The organism is Paenibacillus sp. J5C2022 (assembly GCF_025567625.1).
GTDB lineage: Bacteria > Bacillota > Bacilli > Paenibacillales > Paenibacillaceae > Pristimantibacillus.
Genome location: NZ_JAOQJC010000033.1, coordinates 1 through 25,567 on the forward strand (window position 1 = coordinate 1; position 25,567 = coordinate 25,567).

The window sequence follows — 25,567 nt, forward strand, 5'->3', positions numbered from 1 at the left end:
GGGTTCGTGAATACAAGAACGTTATAAGAAATCCCCGCAGAACATAAAAATCATGAAAGAAGGTGCATGAAGTGAATTATAAGGCCGTTGCACTTGATCTGGATGGAACTTTATTAAATTCACATGGTCAAATTAGTGAAAAGAACAGGGAGAAAATAATCCAATTATCAGATGCTGGTGTTTTACTTATACTAGCCACTGGAAGGTATTTTGTACAAATGACTAGAATTCTTGACCAATTGAATTTTACTGGATTATTAATTTCAACAGATGGAGCCGCAACAATTGACGTTGGACAGAAGAAAGTCCTTAACGTGAATTCCTTTCCAGTTCAAGATGTGGAAGAAACTATTCGGATTTGCCGGGAACGAGATATACATATTGCCGTGAATACTCCTTTTCAATATTATGTTGAAACGGTCAGTGATTTTCATAAAGCACATTATCAAAAGTACGAGACGATGTGTGAAATTACCACTGATCTCCTACAAGTAAAAGAGCAGATTATAAAATTAGTTATTTCGGATCATCGATTTGCAAATGGATGGCAACATATCGAGTATGGAGAACATTTAAGGAAACGAGCAGACGGAGAACATTATAAAGAAATCGTACATCAAAACACCTTCAAAACAAATGCCTTACGGTATGTATTAGATCAATACCAGATTGCTCCTGAAGAACTGATAGCTATTGGGGATTATACTAATGATATCGACATGCTTCAATTTGCCGGGATGGGGATAGCCATGGGAAATGCTCCGGACGAGGTAAAGAGAATTGCTAATGATGTGACAAAGACTAATGATGAGGATGGAGTTTGCTTCGCTTTGGAGAAATATTTTGTTTTGTAACGCTTCGAGGGCGGGGACATCTTATAACACCGTATTCACGCTGCGTCGACTCCGTCTCCTAGGTCCGGACCGAAGCAGGAAGAAGAGGTTTCGAAGAAGATAATTCAGTAGCAGGGAAGCTTATTGAGCCGGACAACCCTGCACTGCCTAACCGCGTCGCGGCCACTCCCTCCGGTCGTTTAAGGCAGTGAGGGTTCGTGAATACAAGAACGTTATACGAAAGATCTGAAAACCCATTAACTGCAAATTCCAAGAATATAAATTCTGCTTCAGAAAGGATTCTTATGAAACTGGTGATCATATTCGGTCCTCAAGCCGTTGGGAAAATGACGGTTGGCCAAGAGTTAGAAAGAAAAACGGATCTAAAACTATTTCACAACCATATGACAATCGAACTTGTGTCACATTTTTTTAGTTATGGAAGCAAATCTGGAAAGCGGTTAGTTGGACTATTCCGAAAGGAAATATTTGAAGAAGTAGCTGCCAGTGACTTAGAAGGTTTAATATTTACATTTGTTTGGGCTTTGGATCTCCCAGGAGATTGGGAGTACATTAAAAACTTGACTCATATATTTGAATCAAAGGGAGGAAGTGTATATTTAGTAGAACTTGAAGCTGATGTAGAAGTAAGACTAGAACGGAATAAAACCGAAAATCGCTTGTTACATAAACCGACTAAAAAAAATCTCGAACAATCTGAAAGTGATCTTTTAAGAACAATGGAAAACCATAGACTAAATTCGCTTCCAGGAGAATTTGAAGAGTCGAATTACATGAAAATTAATAATACGAATTTAACACCAGAAAAAGTAGCAGACATGATAAAAGATCGATTTAAAATCTAGAGAGCGTTTGAGGGAGAATTCAAAGAAGTCAGATCCTTCGTATAACAATGCATTATACGAACCACTTTTTGACTCCTCAGAAATGCCTGAATCCCTTATCCCATAAGGCTTTATACCATTCTCCTACTTCGCTTTTCTCGCTTCGTCTTCGCATAACTTTGATTATTTCAGCTAAGATATATGAACCAGGCGCAAATGGGATATACGCAGAAAAAGATATACGCACCTGATTTTTACGTGATATACGAAGCTGATAAATTGAGCATATCTTGTAATTGGACGATCCGCAAGTGTATGATTTTTTTGTTTAAATCGGCGGTACAGAACCCTATACGGGTTTCTGTGCTGCCGTTTTTTGTTTGCCCGAAAAAGATTATTAAAGGTTAGGGTCCGATTTCATTTCAAAAATGAACAGGGAGGTAGAGGGGGATTTCCTTCGCGCCCTTTGAAAATTACATATCTATCTTATCCAGTACGTTCCTCGCATGTCCCGAAGGGGAAAGCCGTTCTGCAGGTACGCCACGACCATCTTAATAGGATGCGAGCGATCACTACTAATGCAAAAAATAAATGATGGCATCATTTAGGCGATGATTCATGTGGAGGGATAATGATACTTCCGTCTAGCCACAGTTATCGCAATGGGGGCGGCTTGCAGTGATCCTGGGAGAGGCGACAGCCTATGAGGACGGTTAACCGCCGTTTGCTGGATGAGTTTATTATAGTTGAACGATACATATCTGTGTTATGAATTCAATTGATTCACGTGTTCAATGAATTCAAGCATGTGAAGAGCGTGGTAACAATGCCTTTTTGCCTTCAGTCGCGAAATCAATACCAAGATTGACATCTGTTATGGTTTGCAACCCACCGCCTTTTGATTGAAGCAGGCAATTACTTTAACGAAGTCGAAGCGTATAGTAGCCACTGTTTTTAAGAATGTAGCCATGTGACTTAACAAAATCAATTAGAGATGTAGAATTCGTTAATTCTCATTGGAAATAAACTTTTGATTGTTCTACAATTTGTTCCCTCCATTTCAAATTGAATGTTACTCTTTACAAAGATACATACTTTTGAAATCAAAACATATGTTTGGAAGGTATTGGGTACATCGGCGTAGAATTATGTCATTATATGCGGTTTTTTAGTTCGGAAGTCTCGATTTAATTATCAATAATTCATGTTGCGGCTTAAAAGGCGGGGGGTTGCAGATGATAAGGACTCGTTATGGTAGTTATAATGGTGATACCTGGGAGGAAGCATGCCAGCTTTTTCTTAAAAGAAAATATGAAATAGACGGATATCAAGAAATGTCTGCACATACCCATGGTGATTTAGGGGTTGAGGGGTTTACAAGGAGCGGTATTGTCTTTCAGTGTTATTGTCCCGATGAAGAATACGAAAGCAGAAAACTGTATGAGGCACAGAGGGATAAAATTACTACTGACCTCAATAAGCTCTCAAAAAATAAGAAGGAACTACTTCGATACTTAGGGAATACGAAAATAAAAAAATGGATATTTCTAACACCTATCGTAAGAAATAAAGAACTCATCTCTCACTGCCAAGAGAAAGCAAGGGAATTTAGAGAGAAAATAGATTTGAAGGAAATACTAGATGATGGATTTGACGTATTGGTCCAAGATGAAGAATTCTTTGTAGAAGAGATGCTTTATGTTAAAGCGGTACTTAATGAAAAAATAGATGTCAACGTGGCTACTCCAAGCGTTCAGGAGGTAATTAATTGGAAGGAATGTGAGGCAGAGTCGGTTCAAATATTGTTTAAAAAAATTGCAAAGTTATTCGAGGGAAGTAGTAACGCCAGTGTTTTAACTAATAGATATGTTGACCTTGTTATTAGGAACTTAATTAAGGGCCAGAACGTCATGAATGAATTACGCGATAGTCATCCCACTTTATTAGAGAAGGTAGTTCGCATTAAAAGTGGGATAGAAACACATATTGAACAGGAGTTACTATTGACAAGTCTTCAGCCAAGGGAATTCATTAAATCAATTCAAGAAAAATATAGATCGGCTTTGGAAAGCGAGTCTTTTGGTAAAATGATTTCGTTTGTTTTACAAGAAGATTTTATGAGAGAAGCTGAATCAGACTGGTTAGTACGTTGCCCACTTGACTTCGAGGAAGTGAGTTAATTGGATTTACCGTATGAATATGCAAAAAAAATCATATTTACTCGTAGAAAGATACCTGTATCCCCGGAGTATAGGCCTGTAACTAAAGTTGCGCAAATTGTTTTAATTCTTTTCATGGCCTCAAGGGGTAAAAGTGCAAATTTATTAAAATTCCAATTATTAAATTGGGCGTTTAAATTATCAGAAAGAGGGGAAATCCTCCTGGAACTCATCCAGGACCCATTAATAACCCCTCCTTTCATAAGCATGGACCCAAGTGTCAATAGAGCGCTTCAATTTGCAGTTGCTGACAAGCTAATTACTTTTAGTCACACAACAGGAAAGTTTACATTGAGTTCTAAAGGGGAAGAATTTGCTAAAGCAATCATGAAAGAAGCGGATGTTCTTACATCAGAAAAAAAATTGTTGAAAAAAGTTAGATTAAATATTACTGATAAAGTTATTTCAATTTTATTTAAAGAGAGGGCACGCTAAAATGCCACAATTAATAATTGATGCATTAAAACTGAATGTTTTAACTGATAACGGCTCATTTGAGACTTTTTCCACCTTCACAAAAGGGCTGAATATAGTAAGAGCAAAAAATTCTACCGGAAAAAGTTCACTCATGAACGCTATATTATACGCATTAGGGATAGAAGAATTGCTTGGCGGAATAAATGGAAAAACAATGAAACCAGTTTTAAGGGAAGAGTTAACTTATCAAGGTAGTAAATTTAAAGTATTAGAATCCAATGTTGAACTACAAATTTCTAATTCTAAAAACGAGAGTATTACAATAAGAAGATGGATTATAAGCACCGCAAGGGAGGAACGATTAATCGAAGTTGAATTCGGTCCTTCATTAACGTCTTCGACAGTATTCATAAAGCAAGATTTTTATGTTCATCTCGGTGGCTCAGCTCAAAATGAAGCAGGATTCCATTCGTTTTTGGTAAAATTTTTAGAATGGGAACTTCCATTTGTTCCATCGTTTGAAGGAAAAGAACGATTACTTTATATTCAAACTTTGTTTCCGCTTTTTTTTATTGAGCAACTAAAGGGGTGGAGCACTTTCTATGCTCAACCTTCAACTAACTATGGTATAAGAGAACTTTCTACAAGAGCAATAGAATTCATACTTGGACTTGATGTTTTACAGAATAGCAAGCAGAAAGAGGAACTACGGATTGAAAAGGCGTTGATTTCGCAAGAGTGGTCGAATCTTATTAATGCTATTAAAGAAAAAGCAAATTCAATTGAAGGAACCGTCGTAGGATTGCCTGATAAACCTGAGCTACTGTCTTCCTATGAAATTTTTGTGTATGACAAAAATCAAGATCTAATTAACTTAGATGAGAAAATTTCTGATAGTATTCGCGAGTTTAATAAAAGGTCAAATGTAGTAAGGAGTGTAAAAGATGTTGAGGATGAGCATGAAAAAAGGATAGATGGAATTGAAGAAAAAGTTTTGGTTCTCCAAAGTGAGGCTAATTCAGTTAGACAAGAAATTAATTCGAGTATTATCAATCAGAATTCTTTAGAAGAGAACATGAGACAACTACAGCAGGATTTAAAAAGTAATCAGGATGCAAAAAGATTGTTTGATCTTGGTTCGGATAAGAACTTATACGTTGCACAAGGAATTTGTCCGACTTGTAATCAAAATATTCATGAAACTTTACTTCCCCAAGATATACAGTTTCAACCTATGTCAATTGAGGAAAATATCAAGTTTATTAAAGATCAGTTATCTACTTTGAAATTTGCACTTAGTCAATCACAGAATGTAATAGATAGCAAGAATAGAAGGCTAAGAGCTATTACAGTGGCACTTGAAGAAGAAAGGAAAAGACTACGAAGTTTGAAGTTAGAGCTAAGAGAAGATCCCCGAATGGTCTCTAATTTAGACGTTGAGGAAACAATTAATTTGAAATGGAAAGTAAAGGAACTTCAAGAAGCAAAAAATGATTTTGATGAATTAGATAATAAACTTGATTTTTTAAAAGAACAATGGGAGCAATACTTAAAAAAAGTGAGTAAGATTCCAGATGAGTTCTTCTCAAAACTAGATAAAGAGAAGTTAGAGGTTTTCGAAAGTAAATTTAGAGCCTACTTAAAAGATTTTGGTTATAGTAGTACTCCATTAGAAGATATCGAGATCTCATTGGATAAGTATACACCTCTGGTGCGTGGATTTGACATTAAATTTGACTCTTCTGCCAGTGATTTTATTAGGTTAAAATGGGCATTTACATTGACAATGCATTATTTAACTAATCATCTTGGTGGTAATCATCCCCGAGTAATATTAATGGATGAGCCAGGTCAACAGCAAATGAATATAAAAAGTACTGAACAACTGTTTAATTCTTTGTCAAAAATAGGTGGCCAAAGTATTATTGCTTCCTCGTTAACTTTGGGGGAAATAAAAAGTATTACCCAAGGATTAACTGTAAAAATCATTGATTTAGGAGACGAGTATATAATAAAACCGTATACTATTTAAGATAAATTTTTGGCTTAAGGTTTTATTTGAATCAAAAATAGGTGAAAAAGTAATGGAAGAACTAATTATTAATATAAAGGCTTTAAAAGATTTCCGAACTGTGAGTTATTACACAGCACACTTACGGCTGCCTCTCTGGCGTATTTTTAGTGGTACTAAATGGAACGGTATTCCGTTTTTTTTGAAATCAATATGCCGTCATATTAGTTGCTTGATTGAAGAAAGTGGGTTGTCCCAAGGCGAGGTAATACAGTATATTGCTAACTCGGAAGATAATCCTTCTTATTTCTTTGTTTCACAATGTATTCTATTATATGGTACATCACAAAATCTAAACGAATTAGAAAGATATAATATTGCAGACAGAGCAACGGATTTGCCAGCCGATATCACCATTGATGTAGGAATATTATCTTGTGCAGTTGCATGCTTTGTTTTAGATGGGAACAGATATAGTGACTGGGATTTTCGTTCTATTGTAAATGAAGAACGATTTGCATATCAAACCAATGATTATAAATTAACCAAAGTATCTAATATAGATTTTAACCAAGACGGTTTTGTCTATGATGGCAAATACTATTTATATAACGGATTTATAGATCGAGAGCCAATTGAGTTTCTAGATAAAATGCCAGCAGTGTTCAATTTAATGATTAACTGTATTGATTTAGAAGCGGCTGATTTTTATTTGAGATTAGATGAGAGACTATCCGTTCCTCTAAAAGAGGCAAATATTTCACATTTTCTACAGTTTGAAAAGTTTAGGGGAATATCATTTCGCTTTTCTGATACAAAACTTGATAAGTTGAAAAATATTACGGTACATTATAATCCTGAGACGTATGATAAACTACTCATGGTCATTAAAAAGGATTATGACGTGATTGCTAATCAAGAATTTTGGCATATTGAAGTGGAGCAGTTACCGTTTATCGATAGAACTGAAAGTAAAGGGAACATTAAAACGATATTTGTTCACGGGAAATATTATCCCGTAAGAAGGGTATTTACTCATGTAGATTTCACTATAAATCAATATCCATTTGAAGAATATAGTGAAAAGCAAGATGATCATTCTAATAAAGAAATTCAAATTGATTATTATACAACTAAGGAATGTCATTATAAGGTTTGGTGTGTTGAAAACATAGACATAAGTGAAGAGCTTTGGTATAAACTCACAAGTGTGTCTTTGCCATCAACTTACAGAAGGCTATTTGATGAAATATTAGAGAAGATGTAGCATTTTGTTATAGTTCATGTTCTTATTCCCAACCCAACACAAAGCGATTGTCTCGGAAGCGACGGTGGTGGCCTATCTGCGTCAGTCAATTTTTCGGCTGTATGTCCAAAATAAGCCGCTTTCGGTAACACAAATTATTCATTCTAAGCAAGATTCGTCCTCTACTGACGCAGATTCGCGGGCTTCTTAGGCTTAAGAACTTTTCACAGCCCAGTTGAATAATAAATAGATTTTTATACATTTCAAGTTTGGTATATTGAACATACAAAAAGGGGCGATTTCTGAATGAGTAAATATGGGTATGATATTATAAATGGGGAAAAAGTACCGCAATTAGTAGTTACTGATGACTATGAAATATTCGGAGAACATTCAGGTACTGTTCACGTAGAAAACGGAACATTGTTCATCTCTGGAAAACTATCTGGAACATTAATAGTCTATGAAGGTGCAAGTGCAATAATAAATATAGGTGGAAAACAAAGTGGTACAGTTTCACTATATGAAGGTGCTATTGTACAAATCAAAGGTAATTTAAGCGGAACAACATCTATTCCATTAGGAGCCAAAATCGTTATTGAAGAAAGTGCGAGGATGGTTGGTACTACAACAAATAATGGATTTGTGGTTATACGTGGTGTATTTGCGGGAGCTACATCAGGAAATGGCGAATTTATTATAGAGGGTAACGGTTATATTAAAGAGCCAACTATCCGAAATGGAATTCACTATTATGAATAGTAATTTGATGATATCATTCTTAATATATTTGGTGCTTCAATAGGTGTTGTGTGCGTAGACCTAAAGAAATTATATTATTGTTGAATAACGAGTGTTCCATAATCGAGCGCAATAATTAAATAAACGTATCCCTGAATCAGGCAGGTATGATAGTTGAATTAAAAATGGGTTATTCAATCAAATAGTGACTCCGTTCTACCGAAATTGTTGATTTAGAAGCTTAATAATTGATTCTCCAAGAGAACACCCTTTTTGCGGCGTTCTCTTTTTATATAGATACTATTTAAAAAGCCGGTTGCACTGAAAATATCAGAGCAACCGGCTTTTTGCGTGAAAGGAGAAGTGTACATGTCAAAAATAATTGCACTCGCCAATCAAAAGGGTGGCGTGGGCAAAACGACGACGGCAGTTAATCTAGGAATCGGTTTAGCCGCTAAAGGAAAAAAAGTACTGCTAGTCGATGCGGATGCACAGGGCAATTTGACCGATGCTTTAGGATTTAACGAGCCAGATAGTTTGCCTGTGTCGTTAGCTACTCTGTTAAGTAAAACGATGATGGAGGAGCCTTGTGAATCATTTGAAGGTATTTTACATCATCATGAAGGTGTTGATCTTATGCCGGGCAATATTGAGCTATCAGCAGTCGAAGTTTCCCTAGTAAATACAATGAGCCGGGAAACCATAATGCGTTCTTATCTTGAAACTGCAAGAGCAGATTACGATTACATCCTGATTGACTGTATGCCTAGTCTTGGTATGATGACGATCAATGCTTTAGCAGCGGCAGATAGCGTCATTATTCCCGTACAGGCGCATTATTTGCCTGCGAAGGGTATGACGCAACTCTTGCAGACGATTGCCCGTGTTCGCCGCCAGATCAATCCGAAGTTGGTACTGGATGGTGTATTGCTCACGATGGTAGATAACCGAACGAATTTTGCTAAAGACATTGCTTTTGTTCTCAGGCGTGATTACGGGGACAAGTTGCGAGTGTTTCAAACGGAAATCCCTCTATCCATTCGTGCAGCCGAAACGAGTTCCAAAGGTATGAGTATCTATTCGTATGATCCGAACGGTCGGGCAGCAAAAGCCTATTCCTCTTTTACGAAGGAGGTGAACGCGCTTGGCAGCGAAAGAAGACAGGCGCGCCAGCATCAAGCTGACCCAAGTCGATGATTTATTTTTGACTGAGGATGGCCGTGCTGATGCGCAACGTGAAAAAGTGATGGATATTCCGCTGGCGGAAATTAGTGAATTTCCCAGTCATCCCTTTAAGGTGAATGTTGATGAAGCGATGCTGGAAATGGCAGAAAGTATTAAACAATATGGCGTTTTGGTTCCTGGTCTTGTTCGTCCTAAGTCAAGTGGCGGCTATGAAATGGTTGCCGGACATCGCCGCATGAAAGCAAGCGAATTGGCAGGTATGGAGACAATTCCTTGTATAGTCCGGGAGTTGGACGATGATCAGGCAACAATCATTATGGTAGATAGTAACCTGCAACGGGAAAATATTTCGCCAAGCGAGAAGGCATTTGCCTATAAGATGAAGCTGGAGGCGATGAATCGGCAAGGACAGCGAACCGACTTAACTTCCCGACAAATTGTCGGGAAGTTAGAAAGTGCTGATATTATCGGTCGAGATGTAGGGGAAAGCGGCAGACAAATCCAGCGTTATATCCGTCTGACCGAACTAACGCCATCTATTCTCGAAATGGTAGACGATAAGCAAATTGCCTTTAATCCAGCCGTAGAACTATCCTACTTGGCCGAAAAAGAACAGCAGACTTTATTTGAAACGATGCAGTCCGAGGACTGTACGCCTTCGCTGGCACAAGCGCAGCGCATGAAAAAACTGAGCCAGGATGGACGGCTAAACGTGGACGTCATCTTCTCGATTCTTACAGAGGAGAAGCCGAATCAGAAAGAAAAGCTCACGATCAAGGGAGAACGGGTCGACCGTTTCTTCCCACGGGACTTCACCTTGAGACAAAAGGAAGACCTTATTGTTCAACTACTCGAATCTTGGTATCGAAGACGTCAACGGGATCAGGAACGATAAGACATTACAAAGCTACACACCAACTCTCCACAAGGGGGAGTTTTTTTTATGCCTATATTCGGAAAGGAGAAAATTCAATGGATTTTACGAGAGGAAAACGTCGTCAATATGAACGTCTGATGAAAGAAAAACCGGGCTTTTCCCGGCATCCTGAAAACTTGGATGAAGCAGAGACGTTGTTACAAGACAGGGACAAGCAAGCCGATGGCAGTCGCAAGAAACGAACCCGCAAACGGCAGTTGGAGGGATAGCGATGGATCAGGAGAAACGGATGGCTGGTGATTATGAGGTTTATCATGCTCTGCCCATTGGCAGAGTGGAGGTCGTTTTGGGCATCGACATAACCAATGACAAAAAGCCTTATTTGGTTTGCTATTGCGACAAGAACAATTTGTTTGGCATCGATCAGTATTATGGTGCGGAAGGATATGCGGATTATCTTGTCGCCATGCAGGAGTTTACCAAGCTCATGCAGTGGGAAATCGAGAAACTCCAGACCGAGCGTGCTGTGATCGCGGAGCCGATGCCTCTCATCCAACCGACCCATTGCATCCCGATCAAGGGTGAGGATGATCTCACGGGTAAGATTGTCGTCGTTCGTCCGGGGTGGCTGCGGCCAGCATTTCAAACGGCAGACCATCAGTTGATTTGGGTAACGGGAGGTTTCGGGGCTTCGGGAAACTCTCGCGGACGAGCAGTCTATGCAGAAACACTCTATTCAGGCGATGAATACCGTTATAACCGGGAGGACCTGATGGGCTTTCTCAAGCCGGAGCATACACGAACATGGGCAGCTGAAAAGCTGGCGCAACGACAAGCGGAGAAAGCGCCATCGAAGCCGCGATCGCGGGATGACGCGCGTTAAGAGAAGTGCGTACTTTTTTCTGTATAAATGAAAGGAGAAGTGAACTATGTCATGGAGCTATCGTCACCGTAAAGCGTTGGTGATCGGAACAATCGCAATTAGCGTTTGCCTGTTGATTGCCGCATCCGTGTATCTGATGATTCAGCACACCGATCAGCAGCAACAGCACCAAAGGATGCAAGCAGCATATGAACAGCAAATCGAGCAGTTCAAAATGCAAGAGAAGCAGGATCAAAGGAACGTATGGACAACGGTTAAAACCGTTCAGGCGGGAAATATGTTGACTGCTGCTGATCTCAAAGCTGTACCCATGCCAGTCACCATCGTTCCACCGGGCGTGATTACCGACCGTGAAGCCATTATTGGAAAGAGCGCCAAAGTCGAACTGTCGCCGGGGACACCGCTGTTATCTTCCCTCCTCTATGAGGGTCAGCCGATTCCGAAGGACTTGAGAATTAAAGAGTTTCAGGTTATCCAACTTCCTTCAAATCTTAAACCTACGCAGTTTATCGATGTGCGAATTGGTTTTCCTACAGGCGAGGACTTTGTGTTGTTGTCTAAAAAGAGGGTGCGTGAGCTATCTGGCATGGTGGTTTGGTTGGAGATGAACGAATTGGATATTTTGCAAACATCCAGTGCCATCGTTGATGCGTATTTGCAAGGCGCTCGCCTGTATGCACTACCCTATCTTGAGCCGGGATTGCAGGAAGCTGCGATTGTAAATTATCCAGCTAATCCACTGGTTCTCGATCTAATGGAAAATGATCCGAATTTACTGGAAGTTGCAGAGACTGAACTAGCGCGCAAGCTGCGAGAAACGTTGGATAACAACCTTAAGGCGATGAGCGAGTCGGACAAATTGCGTGCTACGAGTGGTAGTGTCACAGTACAGCAGCAGTTGCAAAACGAACGCACGACAACGCAGCAAGGCAACGCCATATACGAAATGCAGTCACCTACTGAATTACCACCAACATTACCTGCTATAGATGAGCAGCAACCAATTTCAACACCAGCGCCGACTGAAATCCCGTCTGATGTAGTGGAAGATGACCCTATAGCATCGCCCTCTACGGACACGCAACCAAGCGTTGTACCGGATGATGAGAACCAATCAGATGAGGAGAAATGGAATGATATCTTCAACCAGTAAAGGAGAACATGTATGAAAAAGATTATTTTTTTCGGCACGGCGGACAAGAGCCATGTGCTCTTGGTACTAGGCCGCTTGCTGACGGAACTAAATCGCAAGGTGTTGTTGGTCGATTCAACAATGACACAATCGGTACAGGGCTATTTGCCACATGCTACACCTGGAAGTGCCATACAGGAGTTCGAGGGAATGGATGTAGCCTATGGTTATATCAATGGCAGGCAACTAGAACAAGGGTTGACGCAGCCGATCACTGCAACGGATTATGACATTATGCTGCTGGATACCGATCATACGGAATTTGTTGCGGGGAAGGAAGTGTCCAACTATGAAAAACGGGTATGGTGTTGGGACGGGAAACGCAACTCCTTGCTACGTAACGAGGAATTGTTGGTTCGCTTATGTCTGCATGAGGCGACAACACCACTGATGTTTTATCGGATGCTCTCTCCTGCCCTGATGGGTACCTTGTCCGAATGGCGATTAGATACGCGCACGCGCCAATTGCAATGGGAGGAAACGGAGTTTCGATTTCTGCTTGATGAGCGGGATGTCGCTGTCGATCTGGATAATCAGCATCATAGCCGTATCCAGCTTCGAGGGCTGTCGGGCGCGTATAAACAAAACCTGCTGACGATGTTGCAACAGCTTTGCGAATGTGACAGCAAAGCAGCTAGAAAGGCCTGGTCGAGCGTTCGGAAACGCAACCGAATGTGGTAGAAAGGAGACTGAGTATCTATGGGAACGACCGTTGTGTTCTGGAGTCCTGTTGCGGGACAAGCTGGAACAACGACTAATTTGATTGCCCTTGCATCGTGTCTGGGCATGGAATATTCCGCCCGTGTATTGCTGCTCGGGCATGTACAAAGCGAATATGCTGCTGTTGCTCGTGCGTTCTTTACGTTATCAGTAATGGGTGAAAGGCATACGCGAGATGTGGGCATCGACGCATTGCTTCGGCTTTTGCAAAATCGAAAACTAGAGTATGGCATGTTGCGAGACTATGCCATGCCGCTGTTGCAAGATCGTCTCGACTTATTGCCCGGTTCATTGAAGTCGGATGATTTATTTCAAGACGCCTCACAAACGAGGATTATACCGCTTCTCGATATGGCAAAACGTGCGTATGATCTGGTTCTCATTGACGGCGGCAGTGGTAAAGGAGCAAATAGATTATGGGAGGCAGCAGACGTGCTGGTTATTTGTTTACCACAAAATCGACTGTTGCTCGAACGTTTCTTTGGGTCATCCGAATTTGCGTTACTGCGAGAAAGAAAGACCCTGTTTGTTATCGGTCAATATGACCTTCATTCGCGATTGTCTGCCAAAAATCTGATGCGTCAATTTCCTGATCTGCCACATGTACATCCTGTAGTTCATAATACGGGATGGCTAGATGCCGTACAATATGGCGGTGCGACCAGCTATTGGTTTCGTAACCAACGACTTACGCGAACGCATGAAAACTATCTTTTCGTGAATCAAATACGACAGCTGGCACATGCCTTGACGAAACGTGCTGGGGCGGACCGTCCTTTCTTTGGCGGGCGGGAGGATGGTACACGATGATGATCTGGTTGAATGCCTTTATCTTAGGAATGCTGCTGTTACTCGTGTATTTTTTCCTTTATATGCGGATGAGTCGCCGCCTGCCGAAACAAGAGCCTACTGTACCGCTTTATACGTTTGAAGCTATGACAGCATTCATTAAGGGGACGTTGCATGAACTGACCAGTAGCCATTTGAATGATTACGGATTATCAGCAGAGGATTTTCGCCGTCGTAAAAATAAACGTGCGGAACTAAAGAAGGCATTGCGCGGTTGTACTTCCGGGGATATAAGGGATAAGGAATATGTAAAGCAAGTCATTGCAGATGTACTTGCGCAACACTATCAATTGGATGACGCAAATCTGAATTTACTATTACCATTTCATAAACCGGAGCGGTTAACCCCGCAAGATCAGTTTGATATTTTGCTTTACCTATATAAAAAGCGAGAACGACTGCACGCACTGGATAAGTTGATTCAAACGTATGAACTGGATCAGCTGAAATGGGATGAGGATGGGCAGTTAGAATCGTACTGTATAACAGTGGAGGATGTTCAAAGCATATACTCCAAGGAAGCTCCTCGTCTGACAACAGACGATAAAATCCAAGTTGTTGTACAGCGGATATATCAGCGTTACAAAGGTTATAGCGTTATTGATGAGATCCGCGATATGCGAATTGATGGTGTGTCCGGCGGTGTGTCCGGTCTGCCCCCGCTCATGTGGGAAGGGGATTGGACGTATGATGAGGAGATACAAACACAGGCACTGCCTCGCTCGCATGAAAGTGTTTGGATTTTTTATAAAGGAAAGTCGATTCAACTTCGGTTTCTTTCCTTTGGTTCGGAACAGGAACTGCGGCGTGTCTGCCAAAACATCTACAAGCATAATTTTCCCGGTCAGCTTTCGGAAGCAACCGGATACAAGGTCAATGAAATGGCAGACGGCTCTCGCGTTGTTGTGTTGCGCCCTCGGTTCAGTGAATCGTGGGCTTTTTTTGTGCGCAAATTTGATGTGCAAAGCGCCATGTTGGAACAGTTAATCCAAGATGAAGGAGCAGAGCTTCCGATCAACCTGATTCGTTATTTGGTATCAGGTGCGCGCATTACAGCGATTACAGGCGCGCAAGGTAGCGGAAAAACGACACTGTTGATGGCGATGGTTCGTCATATATCCGCCGTGTTGCCGATCCGAGTGCAGGAAATGAGTTTTGAACTGCAATTGCGCAAAATTTATCCGCATCGCAATATTGTCAGTCTGCGCGAAACAGAGACGATTTCAGGCCAGGAAGGGCTGGACATCCAAAAGAAAACGGATGGTTCTGTGAATATTTTGGGCGAAGTTGCGACTGATCCGGTCGCAGCTTGGATGGTGCAGATGGCGCAAGTCGCTTCCCTTTTTACGCTGTTTACCCATCATGCGAAAACGTTTCGTGACTTGGTTTTATCGCTGCGCAACTCGTTGCTTAAAACCGGTGTGTTTACAAACGAACGTATCGCCGAGCAGCAGGTAGTCAGTGTGGTCAACTTCGACATCCACCTGCGCCGCGATGTGGATGGACGGCGCTACATTGAGCGTATTACAGAGTGCGTTCCGATATCGCAGGAAACGGCGTACCCGGAGGCCTTTCGCGGGGACATGACTACGGACGAACGATTAACGGCTTTTATGGAAACCGTACTTGAATATTTTCGGCGCTCCACGGATCGTCCTTTGTACGCGGCTCGCAATATCATCGAGTACCGAGACGGTCGGTATGTTGCCGTTCATCCGCTATCTAAGCAAAATCGGGGAGAGATTGCAGGGCATTTAAGCGGCCCCGATCAGGCTGCTTTCGATGCGTTTCTCGCAGTGTATTGGGGGGACGAGCATGGATCGTGAATGGTTATCCCTCCTGCTAGGTATGGCAACCGTATTGTTTTTAATCGCTCTTGCCGCATATATGTGGTTGTCTCGCCGCAATACGGAAGTGGCAGCGGTGCGCCGATATGAAGCCCTGCGCCAGCCAGGAAAAACGACGAGAAGACAAATTCTGTATAGTGGGTTGCAGAAGCTATACAGCTTGTGTGAGCAAGTGCCCATCTTACGGACGTATTTGGTTCATGTCCGTAGACGACTAGCGATTTTGAGTTTGGGCGATGAATGGAAGCTGCGGTTAGAAACCATGAAATCTGTGTTATTCATCTGGGGATTACTGCTTCTAATTGCCATTCCCATTGTGCTTATGGTGCGAGACCTTTTTACATGGGGCATGCTTGGCATCGGTCTATGGGTTGGACACGGAATACTATCGGATATGGGGGTTCATCGGCTCGAAGTACGGCTATTACGGCAACTCCGAAACTTTATGGGGGATGTTCGGCATCATTATCATCGGCATGGGATGGTCGAAGAAGCGATTTATGACGCAGCGGATGGTGCTCCATATGAGATGACACTTCATGGACAGGCGCTCTACGAAACGTTATCCGCTAGCGATAGCGAAGAAAAGCTGGCTCAATACGTGGAACTTGCACCGAATCGCTATTTGCAAGGCATAGCGGGATTATCCCACTTGGTAAAAGAACACGGTGATCCCAAAAGCGACACGGGTTCCGTGTACCTTAAGGGACTGGAAAAATTGACAGGCGAACTCAATTTGGAATTGTTGCGCAGGGAGCGGCTTGGCTACCTGCTGCAAGGATTGTCCATCATTGCTCTACTTCCTCTACTCGGCACACATCCGATTGAAGCTTGGGCGAGTCACTACTTTCCAGCGATGGATACGTTTTATGGGAGTGCTTGGGGTTGGGCCATTAAAATCGCGGTGCTTGCTATCGTATGGATTTCTTATGTTCTATTGCGTAATATCTCAGAACTGGATATTACGAACCGCCCTACCAGCCGAAAAAGATGGGAACAACGGGCGTATAGCTGGCCGTGGATGCGCTCACTTGTTCATCGACTTGGTCCGATGCCGGGATCAGCGGAAGCAGAACGCGTGACCAAACTGCTTAAAGATACAGCTTCCCCACTACGACTGGAATGGTTTTATGTGCAACGCATTGCAGCCGGATGTATTGCTTTTTTTGTCGTACTGGGTCTATTTGTTGCCTTGACCGTGACAGATCGGCACCAAATCTTGTACGCACCGGTAAAACCGGGGACGATGTTTGGCCAACTGTCACCAGAGGAAGAAGCAAAGGCACATGAGATCGCTCTACTGGATCGACGCATGCTTTCACAATTGAAGGAGGTGAGGCCGCGCAACGAAAATACGGTGATGAGTCTGTTACGTAAGGAAATGAATGTTCAAGATCAGGATGAGCAGCTTCGACCAGCTGCGAGACGTATTTTGGGCAAGCTAGCAAAACTGGACAAACCGCTATTTGCCTGGTGGGAAGGGTTGCTGGCCATCGCTGCAGGTTGGGGCGGTTATGCGATGCCTGTCGGCATACGTTGGTTTAGACGGCATATGCGGCAAATGGAGATGAAGCATGAAGTAGACCAGTTACAGGTTGTGATTGGTATGCTGGTTGGCATGGAACGCATGTCGGTCGAACAGCTCTTGATGTGGATGGAGCAGTTCGCCCGTATCTTTCAAGAACCGTTGCAAACGTGTTTGCTTCATTTTGAACATGGTGCGGAGCAATCGCTCACGCAACTCAAGGAGGATGCGCCTTTTTTGCCGTTTACCCGAACGATTGAAAAGCTGGAACTGGCGATGCAGCATTTACCGATCAAACAGGCGTTTGATGATCTTGAATCGGAACAAGCTTTTGCCAGAGAACAGCGCAAACAAGAATATGAGCAGTTAATTGAGCAAAAAGCTGGCTGGGGTCGTCTGATCGGGTTTGCGCCCCTTATGTCGCTAATCTTTGGTTATTTGGTCATCCCGCTTGTCGTTGTGAGTCTACAGCAGATGACCATGTACTATGATCAGCTTCAACGTATCCAGTAATCAGCACAGACGCTTTCCAAAACGGAAGGCATTTTTTTATTTCCCAAATAAAAGGAGAGATTGACACATGTCCAACGCACAAAAAGCATTGGTGATGGCCGCAGGTATTTTTCTTGCCATTGCCCTCATTACACTCGCGGTCGTCCTGTTTACTTCGGCACAGGATTCCACGAAAGCAGCGCAAAGTAATTTTAGCAATATCCAAACCGAATTATCGCAAACGGCGTTTACCGTGTATGACAACACGACACTTTCGGGTAGCCAAGTGGTCAACGCTTTGCGTAAGTTCCGTGACCAAGATCAATTCGGTATTCAAATCGTGACAGGAAAAAATCCGACAGGCCAATGGTATGGCAAGATAGTGAATACGAGTGTTCCGCTAGACAGCGTTACGTATGGCATGATTGAGGGAACCGCTCCTGGTCAAGTCAGTCAAACGGTAGACGAGGCAGATATTAACTATGTCAATCCAAGCGGCAAGTTCCGCGCATCGCTGGTGCTCGACAGCAGTAATGTCATTCGCGGTATTATCTTCCGTCAGCAGTAATGGAAAAGTGACCGTTGTACAGGCATCCGGCGCTATGCTGGATGCCTTGTATAGCAAGGGGAGGATGTTATGGATTATGCACCAAAACAAATGATCGAGATGAGTGTGGCTTTGCTCATTTTTCTGATGGCTGCAACAAGTGGATTCATTTTATTTCACACTGGTTCTAGTCTTAATGCACTCACCTATTTATCCGGTGGGGAACAAGACCGTAGTTTGCATCAGACGTATTCTCCGCTGGCAGGTGATGGCACTCGATCTGGGGCAGAAGTGTTGCATACCATCGCCCGGCTTGAAGAAGGTGATGTAGAAATAATCGTGGATGGTGTTCAGTATGCGCCGCCACTAAATCGGGAGTGGCTGCAAGCGGCGAATGTGAATCTGCAAGCCCGCTATGTGCCCACGTATGAACGAAATATGGATGGCGACTTGCAACGGTTGATGGTGAGGAGCTTGCCATGATGAACAGTTTTTTGAAACTATTTGCTGTACTGATCGCTGTGCTGCTGCTCTATCTTTACCCCATTTCGGCTGCATTCGAGCAGCAAGACGATATCTCTGAGTTGGTCGCTTTACGCGCAACAACACAATTTGTCGATGCAGTCCGGGATAAGGGCGGTATAACACCGACGATGTACAATGACTTGATGTCCGCACTTGCAGCGACTGGCAATACGTTTGTGGTAGACATGGAGCATGGAAGTAAGAAGTACGTGCCGGTTTATCTTGATCCAACAAGGCCGGAAACGTTTCAAAATACGTATGAAATACACTATGATTCCTATTATCAGGCGGATATATTATCTGTGTTGTTTCCGGGTACTTCTGCGGCAAAGGATGATCCCGGTCGACGATACCAGATGCATGTAGGTGATCACTTTTCTGTTGTCGTTCGGAATGTTAATCGAACAGCAGGCACCTTGTATTTTGATTTCTTAGCCAACACGATCAGTCCGAATGAAAAAATAGTCATTCCTTACGGCGGGGTGATAAGAAATGAAGTGGATTGAGTGGGCGATTGTCGGTGTTCTGCTGTTTGTGCCGTTTGCGACCATCAACCAAATTGAAACCAAAACGCTTCGTCACATACAGCTTACTGAATTACGATATGATGCCGCATTGGATGCGGCGGTAGACGATGCTGCGAGTATGCTGGTTTTGAATGCCAATCAGCGGCAGGAAGCAGAGTACGCATCTGCTAAACGTGTGGCTTTGAACAAGGAGGAAGCGCTGGAAGTCTTTTTCCGAACGCTTAATGCCGGTTTTGGTGTAGCTGGCGATCCGGTAGCGCAAGGTGTATTGCACCGCTATGTCCCGGTAATCGTGATTGTTGGTTATGACGGTTTTTACGTCTATGCCGAGGATGAATGGACAGGTGCGGATGGGAAAACTGTTCTGAAGTCGGTTTGGGGAATGAAAAAGCCCTATGCCTATACCGATTCGGCAGGCAATAGCCTTTCCTTTACGCTCGATCAAGAGGTGCTGGCTTACGATGCGTCAAGCCGTAGCTGGTATGAAGGCTTGCGGCAGGACATTGGACATCAAACGTCCATTCCACTTTTACAGGACGCGGCATTGTTTGAGCAAGTGCGCCGAAGTACGATTGTACAAGCCATTCAGGATGAGCTGGCCTATCGAATCAACCGTTACAATGAGACGGTTTTCAAGAGCGGCTTCTCCTACTCTTTTACCTTGCCGCTCATTTCGGATGAGGAATGGAACAACACGGTGGATGATGTAGGTATGCTGGCTTTTTTACAAGGGATTCCAATGGGGGCAAAAGTCTATAACAGTTATGCGCTCGGTGGAAGTCGTGTGATGAAACGTGCAGATATTATCGGGGCTAAAAAGGGAAATATGAAAGTGTATTACCGCAGTTCATGTAGGTATTCGTATCCGATCGAAGAAACGTTTTCCAGTGAAAAGGCGGCCGCCGAAAAAGGTTATATGCCGCTTGTCTGTCCCTTATCACTTGCCCATAGATAGATAGAGTATAAGGCTTGTTGAGACAGTGGACATATTGCTGAATCGGTTTTATGATGTTGACAACAGACAGGTTAATCTTCCAAGGCTATTATTCGATTTGAGAGGAGCAAAGAATATGAAAAGATGGGTTTGTGCAGGACTTATTACGCTGCTGATTTTTAGTTTATTTAGTGTAACTGCGAGCGCTGCAAGCCGTCCTCCATCGTATGTCAGTGTCGTGTTGGACGGACAAAAATTCTGGTTTCCCGATGCACAAGCATTTATAGATGAAAATGGGCGGACACTTGTGCCAGTGCGCTTTATTGCCGAATCGCTCGGCGCAAAGGTCGGATGGGAATCCAAAAATCAGACGATCCCGATTGAGCGAAGCGATCAGTCCATCATCTTGACGATTGGTAGTAACTTGGCAACGGTGAATGGTAAGGAAATCGCATTTGATACGAAAGCGATTTTGAGCGGCGGTCGGACGTTTGTTCCGCTCCGCTTTGTGAGCGAAGTGTTGGGAGCAATAGTAGAATGGGACAATCCTACATCGACAGTATTCATCTTTACTAAGGAAGATGCAACTGGCGAGTATGATGAATGGGGCCGTCTTATTCGCACAACCAATTTGCCGAAGAACGCGAAGGACTATCCTTATATTTTGGCAGATGTATCAAATGAAATGTATGAAATGGGCTATCCGTATGCGAGGCCTGGTCGAAGCAAAGTGGCTACTGAACTGTACACTAACGAACCGGAATACAATAAGGGCAATATAGACATATGGATGAAGCGTTTGAAAACATTCGGCGCGCTTTGGTTGAACGTCGATTACAAAACAATTGACGATACATGGGCTAAAGCTGTGTTGGATACGAAGATGAGAAACTCTGATGCGGAATTGAAGTATATTCGTGAATATGTAGATTGGGTTAAAAAAAACCAAATTCAAATCATCGGCTACTTAGACCCAGAGCCATCTATGATTTTTCATGACGGGTTCGGATCGGATCATATTCGCACCAAGTTTCGAATACAATTCATTTCTTTTCAAAAGCCTGAGCGTTTAATTTATGATGAATGGTTTCCGCAGAATGCCGATTTTGAAAAAAAGGTGTGGTATGAAGGATATACAGACATTAAGATGGCAACGAATGTTGGCGGCGATTGGGGAAGCACATTAAAAGTTTCTCCTGCGGCAAGTTTGTTTTATAACCACACCATTTCAAAGGTGGAATGATCTATGAACAGTATAAAACTTTATAAACGTGTATTGTGTATGCTACTGGCATGCACTTTTTTTATGCCTTTTATTGTGGTGCAACCAGCCAATGCCGCTGCTCCGCAAATTATCATACGCGATGGCATGATACAGTTTGAAATTACAAGCACGGCAGCAAGCACCTCCATTCGTTATCGAACAGTAGGTTGGGTCGTCACCAGGGATCAAGTTTGTACGGCGACTTTACCTAAACAGTGCAGTGATCCGCGCAGCAAGCCGCATGCGCTATTTTTGGACCAAGAAGTGCAGCACACTGGGCAGCATCCCAATCCCCCGATACCGGGGCAACCGCTGACATCGTATTACGAGATATCCGAAGATGTGGTTACGCAGCGGCTATGGCAGGCTGGCATGGACGGCATTCAAGATAACGATAATCTTTACTTTTACGCTGTGATGGTTTCGATTAATGGGGATGGTTCCGTTCGGAAAGGTCCCTTTTATACCTTATCTGGTATTAAGCAAGCTGAAGATTGGCGAGTTCCAGATGATCTGGATGATTACTTTGGCTTACACATCCCTTACCGCAGTGCCAACTTTCCGGTCGATGTCATCGCCAAGACGGTGAGTGGACGGGTAATCAATCAATCAGATGTGACCTATCATAAGGGGAAGTACAAGATCGGCGAAACGATCAATCATGAATTTCCAGCAACGATTGAGGACGGTGGCAAAACGTACTCGATTGTCCGTTCCTATTTATCTCCCAAGCAGGATGTTACGCAGAAAAACTGGTTGCAGGAAGATCCGGCAACCAATGATAAAGTGCGCATTCGCAGCTTTACAGTTGCATTGGGAGGAACAGATGCGATTGCCGAATATGTGGAACATAATCCAGTTAAGGCTATTTATCAAAAAGAAGATGGCACGAAGCTCAAGGAACTGGACAAAGGTGTCTTTTCAACCGGAGATGAAGCCAATCATACCTTTGAAGCGACCCTTACAAATGCCGGGCAGACGTATGAAATCATCCGCTCCTACATTACCAATAACAACAAACCGGATGAACAGAATTTCGTTCAGGAAAAAGGAGACACGAAACTGCGGGAACGTTCTATTTTGGTAGGAACGGGCGGTTCCAACTTTATCGGGATATATAAAATACCTTCTCCGGTTACGGTAACGTCTCGAATCGAGGCACAAAGCTCAGTTGATTCCTCGGTCACCACGGTAGACGGGACTTTTATTTTTGAAGCAAAATCACAGCAACCATTGAAATCTTATGAAATTACAAAAATAGAGAATGCAACGCTAGCCGTATCCAGCGATAAGTCGGGTACACTAAGCGGTCGTTCTGCTCAAAAGTCATTTCCAATCAAGATTCCGTTTGCTTCCGGCTCCAATGTTACCGTCAAAATCACTGTTGTCGTGAAAGATACAAGCGATCAGTCGGGAGATTCAACCGCTGTTCATACGGTGAATAAGGGAGGCGGTAACGGCGGAGAAACGATGCCGGGCGGATCTCAGGAGTCGGCAATGATGGATGCTGGTGCGTCTGCCGTTATTAAGGCTGATGCACGAGGAGCCGAACGATTCGATGTGCAACAGGGTATCCCTACATCCGAAAGTTTATATGTAAATGCGACAGCCAAATCGTATTTATTCCGTAACAAGTTTACGGAAGTAAAAGGTACAAAGACGTACCCGATTACGGTTAGCCGTACCTACTCGCTTCGCTGGACTGAATATATTTCTGGTCCACCAGATGCTGATGGACATCCGACAACGATTCCGATTTCACGATCTGATTCGCAGACCGTGACACAAAATTACACGATTGAGCGCAAATACAACTATTGGACGATTCAAAATTTGGAGGTATACGGCATTCAAAAAGCGGCCTTCGCCAATTATGCCTTGCCATCAGGAACGGTGACGTTAGAGCCGAATAGCTACACGCCACCATCGGTTACCGCTACGCACGATGCGTCCATCAACGCTCATATTGTTGATCCGGTTTATGCTAACGTCACACTTTCCGGCCAAACGGTTCAAGGTGGGTCTAGTCGCCCATCCGTTCCGAATGAAAATTGGAAGAACGAGGCCGAAAAAGCGATTGGCAAAATCAAAGTGAAAAATGATTCGTTGATTTTTAATGGACAGACGATTATGGATAATCGGACGGTGGAGGAAACCGCCCCGGCTCCAGGGACGATTCCAGCCCCGCCAACCATCGGTCAGAATGTCCTATATGGCAGTGGTTATTTGATTGATGCAGCAAAAAGCAACAAAGCCAATCAATCCAGTACTGGGACGATCCACTATTCACCCATCAAAGGTATAGGAGGAGGACAAAACCAGAGCTTTGCGATAAGTGGCATCAATCCAGTGACGGTGCATACGCCTGTTGTGAATCAGGCATCCGTATCCGATGATCGGGCGCATAATCAGAAAACACAGCCCACTGCCGGACGGTCGGCGCTTATACTCGATAGGCCATTCACAATCACGATTCCGACCAACGGCCGACACAAGAGCATCAAGGGATATGGAAATCGGGATTACGCCAAATACATGAAAGATAAGCAAGTTCGGTTTCCGTTTGATGTATACCGAACAGACCGAACCACATTTATTCCGAAAGACACATGGGTATCTGTTCCGGTCAGCCAGACGCAGATAATTTTTTATTTGCCCGTCTGGGTGGATGAGGGGAACTATGATGTGCTGTTTCGTACGATTGCCGAGAACAGTCCAGCATCTTTTACATCGCAGCCCAATGCCAATCTCGACTTATCACATCATGTCGCTACGCAGGTTGTACCCGTCGAGGTCATTGGTCGTTTGTACGACTTCCATATAACCGATATTGCTGACTACCAGTGGGAAACTGTATTTCGTACACAAACAGGTAGCGCCACGCCGACAGGAAAAGCTTTTTGGGTTGGCATGAATGGCATAGATGGTGCGCCACGCGGCAACTCCGCTCCTTATGTGTTGCCGATTCGACCGGGCAGTCACCCTGATAGTGGCAAGAAAAATGTAGCTGTTAAAACAGGCTATCACTTCAAATTTGAAGTCAAAACGCTCGGCAACATGTTTGGCGCGGGCGACGGTGTGAGGATTACGCCTACTTTTTACTTCGTTGACAAGCAGGGGAAAAACCGGCAACAGGTGGATTTGTATTATCATTCGGGCAATAAGCGGTTTATTCGGATCGGTTCCACGGAAGATACCGAGCAGCGGTTGGTGACGCTGGATACCCGTCTGCGCAATGTGTCGCAGCAAGAGCTAACGAATACAGCCAGATCACAGTGGAGTCTGAACGGTTCGTCGGGCAGTCAGGCGTCGTATGTACAACAATATTTAAAAGACGCTGCACAAAAGCAAATTTTAACCGGAGGTTATGATGGGCTATTGCTGCCGTCGCAACTTCGTACCTTTGTCGGAAGTATGAATGTGCCTTCCGGTGTTAATGCTGCTCGTGCCAATGCTGCCGTTCAGAAGTGGTACGGAGAATACAGCTTGCCTGCTGCGCCATATGCCGTGCCGAAAGGATTTAATCTGGCTGAATATGGTCGCAAAAATCGGCTGGATGATAAGTCGCCTATTTTTTTGAAGGACGGATATATCATCGTCAATTTCAAGATTGAAACGATTCGCAATCGAGAAATAAATAATCCATATTTGCAATACATTCACGCGCCGCTGAACAATCAATGGCAGATGGAAGGGTTTAAACGCAGCTTTGTTGACCCATTCGGCAACACGTTTGCCCCCATGGATGGCGATGTTGTGCTATATCATGCCGACTTGTCCAGCTATGACGATTTTGGAACAGGAGGCACTCACTAAATTCACCAGCCGAGAGGAACAGGCATGTTTGGGGGTGACGACTTTTATTTGTTTTACTCCGTCCGTCCCGAG

General features: G+C 43.4%; 22 protein-coding genes. All 22 read left to right on the forward strand.

The window, feature by feature from the left end; translation table 11 throughout:
* Positions 1 to 71: 71 nt before the first annotated feature.
* The 22 genes from M6D81_RS22380 to M6D81_RS22485 all read left to right on the forward strand — a co-directional run bounded on the left by M6D81_RS22380 (position 72) and on the right by M6D81_RS22485 (position 25,495).
* Entirely contained in the window at positions 72 to 854 is a 783-nt protein-coding gene (locus tag M6D81_RS22380) for a Cof-type HAD-IIB family hydrolase (protein ID WP_262679307.1), read from the forward strand.
* A gap of 284 nt (positions 855 to 1,138) precedes the next feature.
* Complete coding sequence (locus M6D81_RS22385) at positions 1,139 to 1,699, forward strand: AAA family ATPase (RefSeq protein WP_262679308.1); 561 nt, start codon at positions 1,139 to 1,141, stop codon at positions 1,697 to 1,699.
* A 1,214-nt stretch (positions 1,700 to 2,913) separates the two neighbouring features.
* Complete coding sequence (locus tag M6D81_RS22390; protein WP_262679309.1) at positions 2,914 to 3,858, forward strand: hypothetical protein; 945 nt, start codon at positions 2,914 to 2,916, stop codon at positions 3,856 to 3,858.
* A complete protein-coding gene (locus M6D81_RS22395; protein ID WP_262679311.1) occupies positions 3,859 to 4,332 on the forward strand; it encodes a hypothetical protein in 474 nt (157 codons plus the stop codon).
* 1 nt (position 4,333) lies between these two features.
* A complete protein-coding gene (locus M6D81_RS22400; protein ID WP_262679313.1) occupies positions 4,334 to 6,346 on the forward strand; it encodes a coiled-coil domain-containing protein in 2,013 nt (670 codons plus the stop codon).
* A 52-nt stretch (positions 6,347 to 6,398) separates the two neighbouring features.
* A complete protein-coding gene (locus M6D81_RS22405) occupies positions 6,399 to 7,592 on the forward strand; it encodes a hypothetical protein (protein ID WP_262679315.1) in 1,194 nt (397 codons plus the stop codon).
* A 285-nt stretch (positions 7,593 to 7,877) separates the two neighbouring features.
* The gene (locus M6D81_RS22410) at positions 7,878 to 8,333 is read left to right on the forward strand and encodes a hypothetical protein (RefSeq protein ID WP_262679317.1); all 456 of its coding nucleotides are present in this window, start codon (positions 7,878 to 7,880) and stop codon (positions 8,331 to 8,333) included.
* Positions 8,334 to 8,681: 348 nt separating this feature from the next.
* A complete protein-coding gene (locus M6D81_RS22415) occupies positions 8,682 to 9,509 on the forward strand; it encodes a ParA family protein (RefSeq protein ID WP_262679319.1) in 828 nt (275 codons plus the stop codon).
* A complete protein-coding gene (locus M6D81_RS22420) occupies positions 9,457 to 10,392 on the forward strand; it encodes a ParB/RepB/Spo0J family partition protein (protein WP_262679321.1) in 936 nt (311 codons plus the stop codon). The genes M6D81_RS22415 and M6D81_RS22420 overlap by 53 nt, the downstream gene beginning before the upstream one ends.
* A 77-nt stretch (positions 10,393 to 10,469) precedes the next feature.
* Complete coding sequence (locus tag M6D81_RS22425) at positions 10,470 to 10,643, forward strand: hypothetical protein (protein ID WP_262679323.1); 174 nt, start codon at positions 10,470 to 10,472, stop codon at positions 10,641 to 10,643.
* A gap of 2 nt (positions 10,644 to 10,645) precedes the next feature.
* Positions 10,646 to 11,257: a hypothetical protein gene (locus M6D81_RS22430; RefSeq protein ID WP_262679324.1), complete on the forward strand. Its 612-nt coding sequence runs from the start codon at positions 10,646 to 10,648 to the stop codon at positions 11,255 to 11,257.
* 46 nt (positions 11,258 to 11,303) lie between these two features.
* The gene (locus M6D81_RS22435; protein WP_262679325.1) at positions 11,304 to 12,410 is read left to right on the forward strand and encodes an SAF domain-containing protein; all 1,107 of its coding nucleotides are present in this window, start codon (positions 11,304 to 11,306) and stop codon (positions 12,408 to 12,410) included.
* A 12-nt stretch (positions 12,411 to 12,422) separates the two neighbouring features.
* The gene (locus M6D81_RS22440; RefSeq protein ID WP_262679327.1) at positions 12,423 to 13,130 is read left to right on the forward strand and encodes a hypothetical protein; all 708 of its coding nucleotides are present in this window, start codon (positions 12,423 to 12,425) and stop codon (positions 13,128 to 13,130) included.
* Positions 13,131 to 13,148: 18 nt separating this feature from the next.
* Positions 13,149 to 13,979 (forward strand): hypothetical protein, encoded by an 831-nt coding sequence (locus tag M6D81_RS22445; RefSeq protein ID WP_262679328.1) that lies wholly within the window; start codon positions 13,149 to 13,151, stop codon positions 13,977 to 13,979.
* Entirely contained in the window at positions 13,976 to 15,844 is a 1,869-nt protein-coding gene (locus M6D81_RS22450) for a CpaF/VirB11 family protein (protein ID WP_262679329.1), read from the forward strand. The genes M6D81_RS22445 and M6D81_RS22450 overlap by 4 nt, the downstream gene beginning before the upstream one ends.
* Entirely contained in the window at positions 15,834 to 17,903 is a 2,070-nt protein-coding gene (locus M6D81_RS22455; RefSeq protein WP_262679331.1) for a hypothetical protein, read from the forward strand. Before M6D81_RS22450 ends, M6D81_RS22455 begins: the two co-directional genes overlap by 11 nt.
* A gap of 67 nt (positions 17,904 to 17,970) precedes the next feature.
* Positions 17,971 to 18,450: an ABC transporter permease gene (locus tag M6D81_RS22460; RefSeq protein WP_262679332.1), complete on the forward strand. Its 480-nt coding sequence runs from the start codon at positions 17,971 to 17,973 to the stop codon at positions 18,448 to 18,450.
* 69 nt (positions 18,451 to 18,519) lie between these two features.
* Complete coding sequence (locus tag M6D81_RS22465; protein ID WP_262679333.1) at positions 18,520 to 18,912, forward strand: hypothetical protein; 393 nt, start codon at positions 18,520 to 18,522, stop codon at positions 18,910 to 18,912.
* Positions 18,909 to 19,460: a hypothetical protein gene (locus M6D81_RS22470; RefSeq protein ID WP_317259159.1), complete on the forward strand. Its 552-nt coding sequence runs from the start codon at positions 18,909 to 18,911 to the stop codon at positions 19,458 to 19,460. Before M6D81_RS22465 ends, M6D81_RS22470 begins: the two co-directional genes overlap by 4 nt.
* Positions 19,447 to 20,436 carry a hypothetical protein gene (locus M6D81_RS22475; protein ID WP_262679334.1) on the forward strand — a complete coding sequence of 330 codons (990 nt, stop codon included), beginning with the start codon at positions 19,447 to 19,449 and terminating at the stop codon, positions 20,434 to 20,436. The genes M6D81_RS22470 and M6D81_RS22475 overlap by 14 nt, the downstream gene beginning before the upstream one ends.
* 115 nt (positions 20,437 to 20,551) lie before the next feature.
* Complete coding sequence (locus M6D81_RS22480; RefSeq protein WP_262679335.1) at positions 20,552 to 21,658, forward strand: copper amine oxidase N-terminal domain-containing protein; 1,107 nt, start codon at positions 20,552 to 20,554, stop codon at positions 21,656 to 21,658.
* 3 nt (positions 21,659 to 21,661) lie between these two features.
* Complete coding sequence (locus M6D81_RS22485) at positions 21,662 to 25,495, forward strand: DUF5704 domain-containing protein (protein ID WP_262679336.1); 3,834 nt, start codon at positions 21,662 to 21,664, stop codon at positions 25,493 to 25,495.
* Positions 25,496 to 25,567 lie beyond the last annotated feature (72 nt).

What these genes read in the sequence shown, in the direction of transcription:
- M6D81_RS22390 (WP_262679309.1), top strand. Translation starts at nt 2,914, where the DNA reads ATGATAAGGACTCGTTATGGTAGTTATAATGGTGATACCTGGGAGGAA.
- M6D81_RS22475 (WP_262679334.1), top strand. Translation starts at nt 19,447, where the DNA reads ATGAAGTGGATTGAGTGGGCGATTGTCGGTGTTCTGCTGTTTGTGCCG.
- M6D81_RS22405 (WP_262679315.1), top strand. Translation starts at nt 6,399, where the DNA reads ATGGAAGAACTAATTATTAATATAAAGGCTTTAAAAGATTTCCGAACT.
- M6D81_RS22440 (WP_262679327.1), top strand. Translation starts at nt 12,423, where the DNA reads ATGAAAAAGATTATTTTTTTCGGCACGGCGGACAAGAGCCATGTGCTC.
- M6D81_RS22445 (WP_262679328.1), top strand. Translation starts at nt 13,149, where the DNA reads ATGGGAACGACCGTTGTGTTCTGGAGTCCTGTTGCGGGACAAGCTGGA.
- M6D81_RS22465 (WP_262679333.1), top strand. Translation starts at nt 18,520, where the DNA reads ATGGATTATGCACCAAAACAAATGATCGAGATGAGTGTGGCTTTGCTC.
- M6D81_RS22450 (WP_262679329.1), top strand. Translation starts at nt 13,976, where the DNA reads ATGATGATCTGGTTGAATGCCTTTATCTTAGGAATGCTGCTGTTACTC.
- M6D81_RS22425 (WP_262679323.1), top strand. Translation starts at nt 10,470, where the DNA reads ATGGATTTTACGAGAGGAAAACGTCGTCAATATGAACGTCTGATGAAA.
- M6D81_RS22460 (WP_262679332.1), top strand. Translation starts at nt 17,971, where the DNA reads ATGTCCAACGCACAAAAAGCATTGGTGATGGCCGCAGGTATTTTTCTT.
- M6D81_RS22385 (WP_262679308.1), top strand. Translation starts at nt 1,139, where the DNA reads ATGAAACTGGTGATCATATTCGGTCCTCAAGCCGTTGGGAAAATGACG.
- M6D81_RS22485 (WP_262679336.1), top strand. Translation starts at nt 21,662, where the DNA reads ATGAACAGTATAAAACTTTATAAACGTGTATTGTGTATGCTACTGGCA.
- M6D81_RS22430 (WP_262679324.1), top strand. Translation starts at nt 10,646, where the DNA reads ATGGATCAGGAGAAACGGATGGCTGGTGATTATGAGGTTTATCATGCT.
- M6D81_RS22455 (WP_262679331.1), top strand. Translation starts at nt 15,834, where the DNA reads ATGGATCGTGAATGGTTATCCCTCCTGCTAGGTATGGCAACCGTATTG.
- M6D81_RS22480 (WP_262679335.1), top strand. Translation starts at nt 20,552, where the DNA reads ATGAAAAGATGGGTTTGTGCAGGACTTATTACGCTGCTGATTTTTAGT.
- M6D81_RS22470 (WP_317259159.1), top strand. Translation starts at nt 18,909, where the DNA reads ATGATGAACAGTTTTTTGAAACTATTTGCTGTACTGATCGCTGTGCTG.
- M6D81_RS22410 (WP_262679317.1), top strand. Translation starts at nt 7,878, where the DNA reads ATGAGTAAATATGGGTATGATATTATAAATGGGGAAAAAGTACCGCAA.
- M6D81_RS22415 (WP_262679319.1), top strand. Translation starts at nt 8,682, where the DNA reads ATGTCAAAAATAATTGCACTCGCCAATCAAAAGGGTGGCGTGGGCAAA.
- M6D81_RS22435 (WP_262679325.1), top strand. Translation starts at nt 11,304, where the DNA reads ATGTCATGGAGCTATCGTCACCGTAAAGCGTTGGTGATCGGAACAATC.
- M6D81_RS22400 (WP_262679313.1), top strand. Translation starts at nt 4,334, where the DNA reads ATGCCACAATTAATAATTGATGCATTAAAACTGAATGTTTTAACTGAT.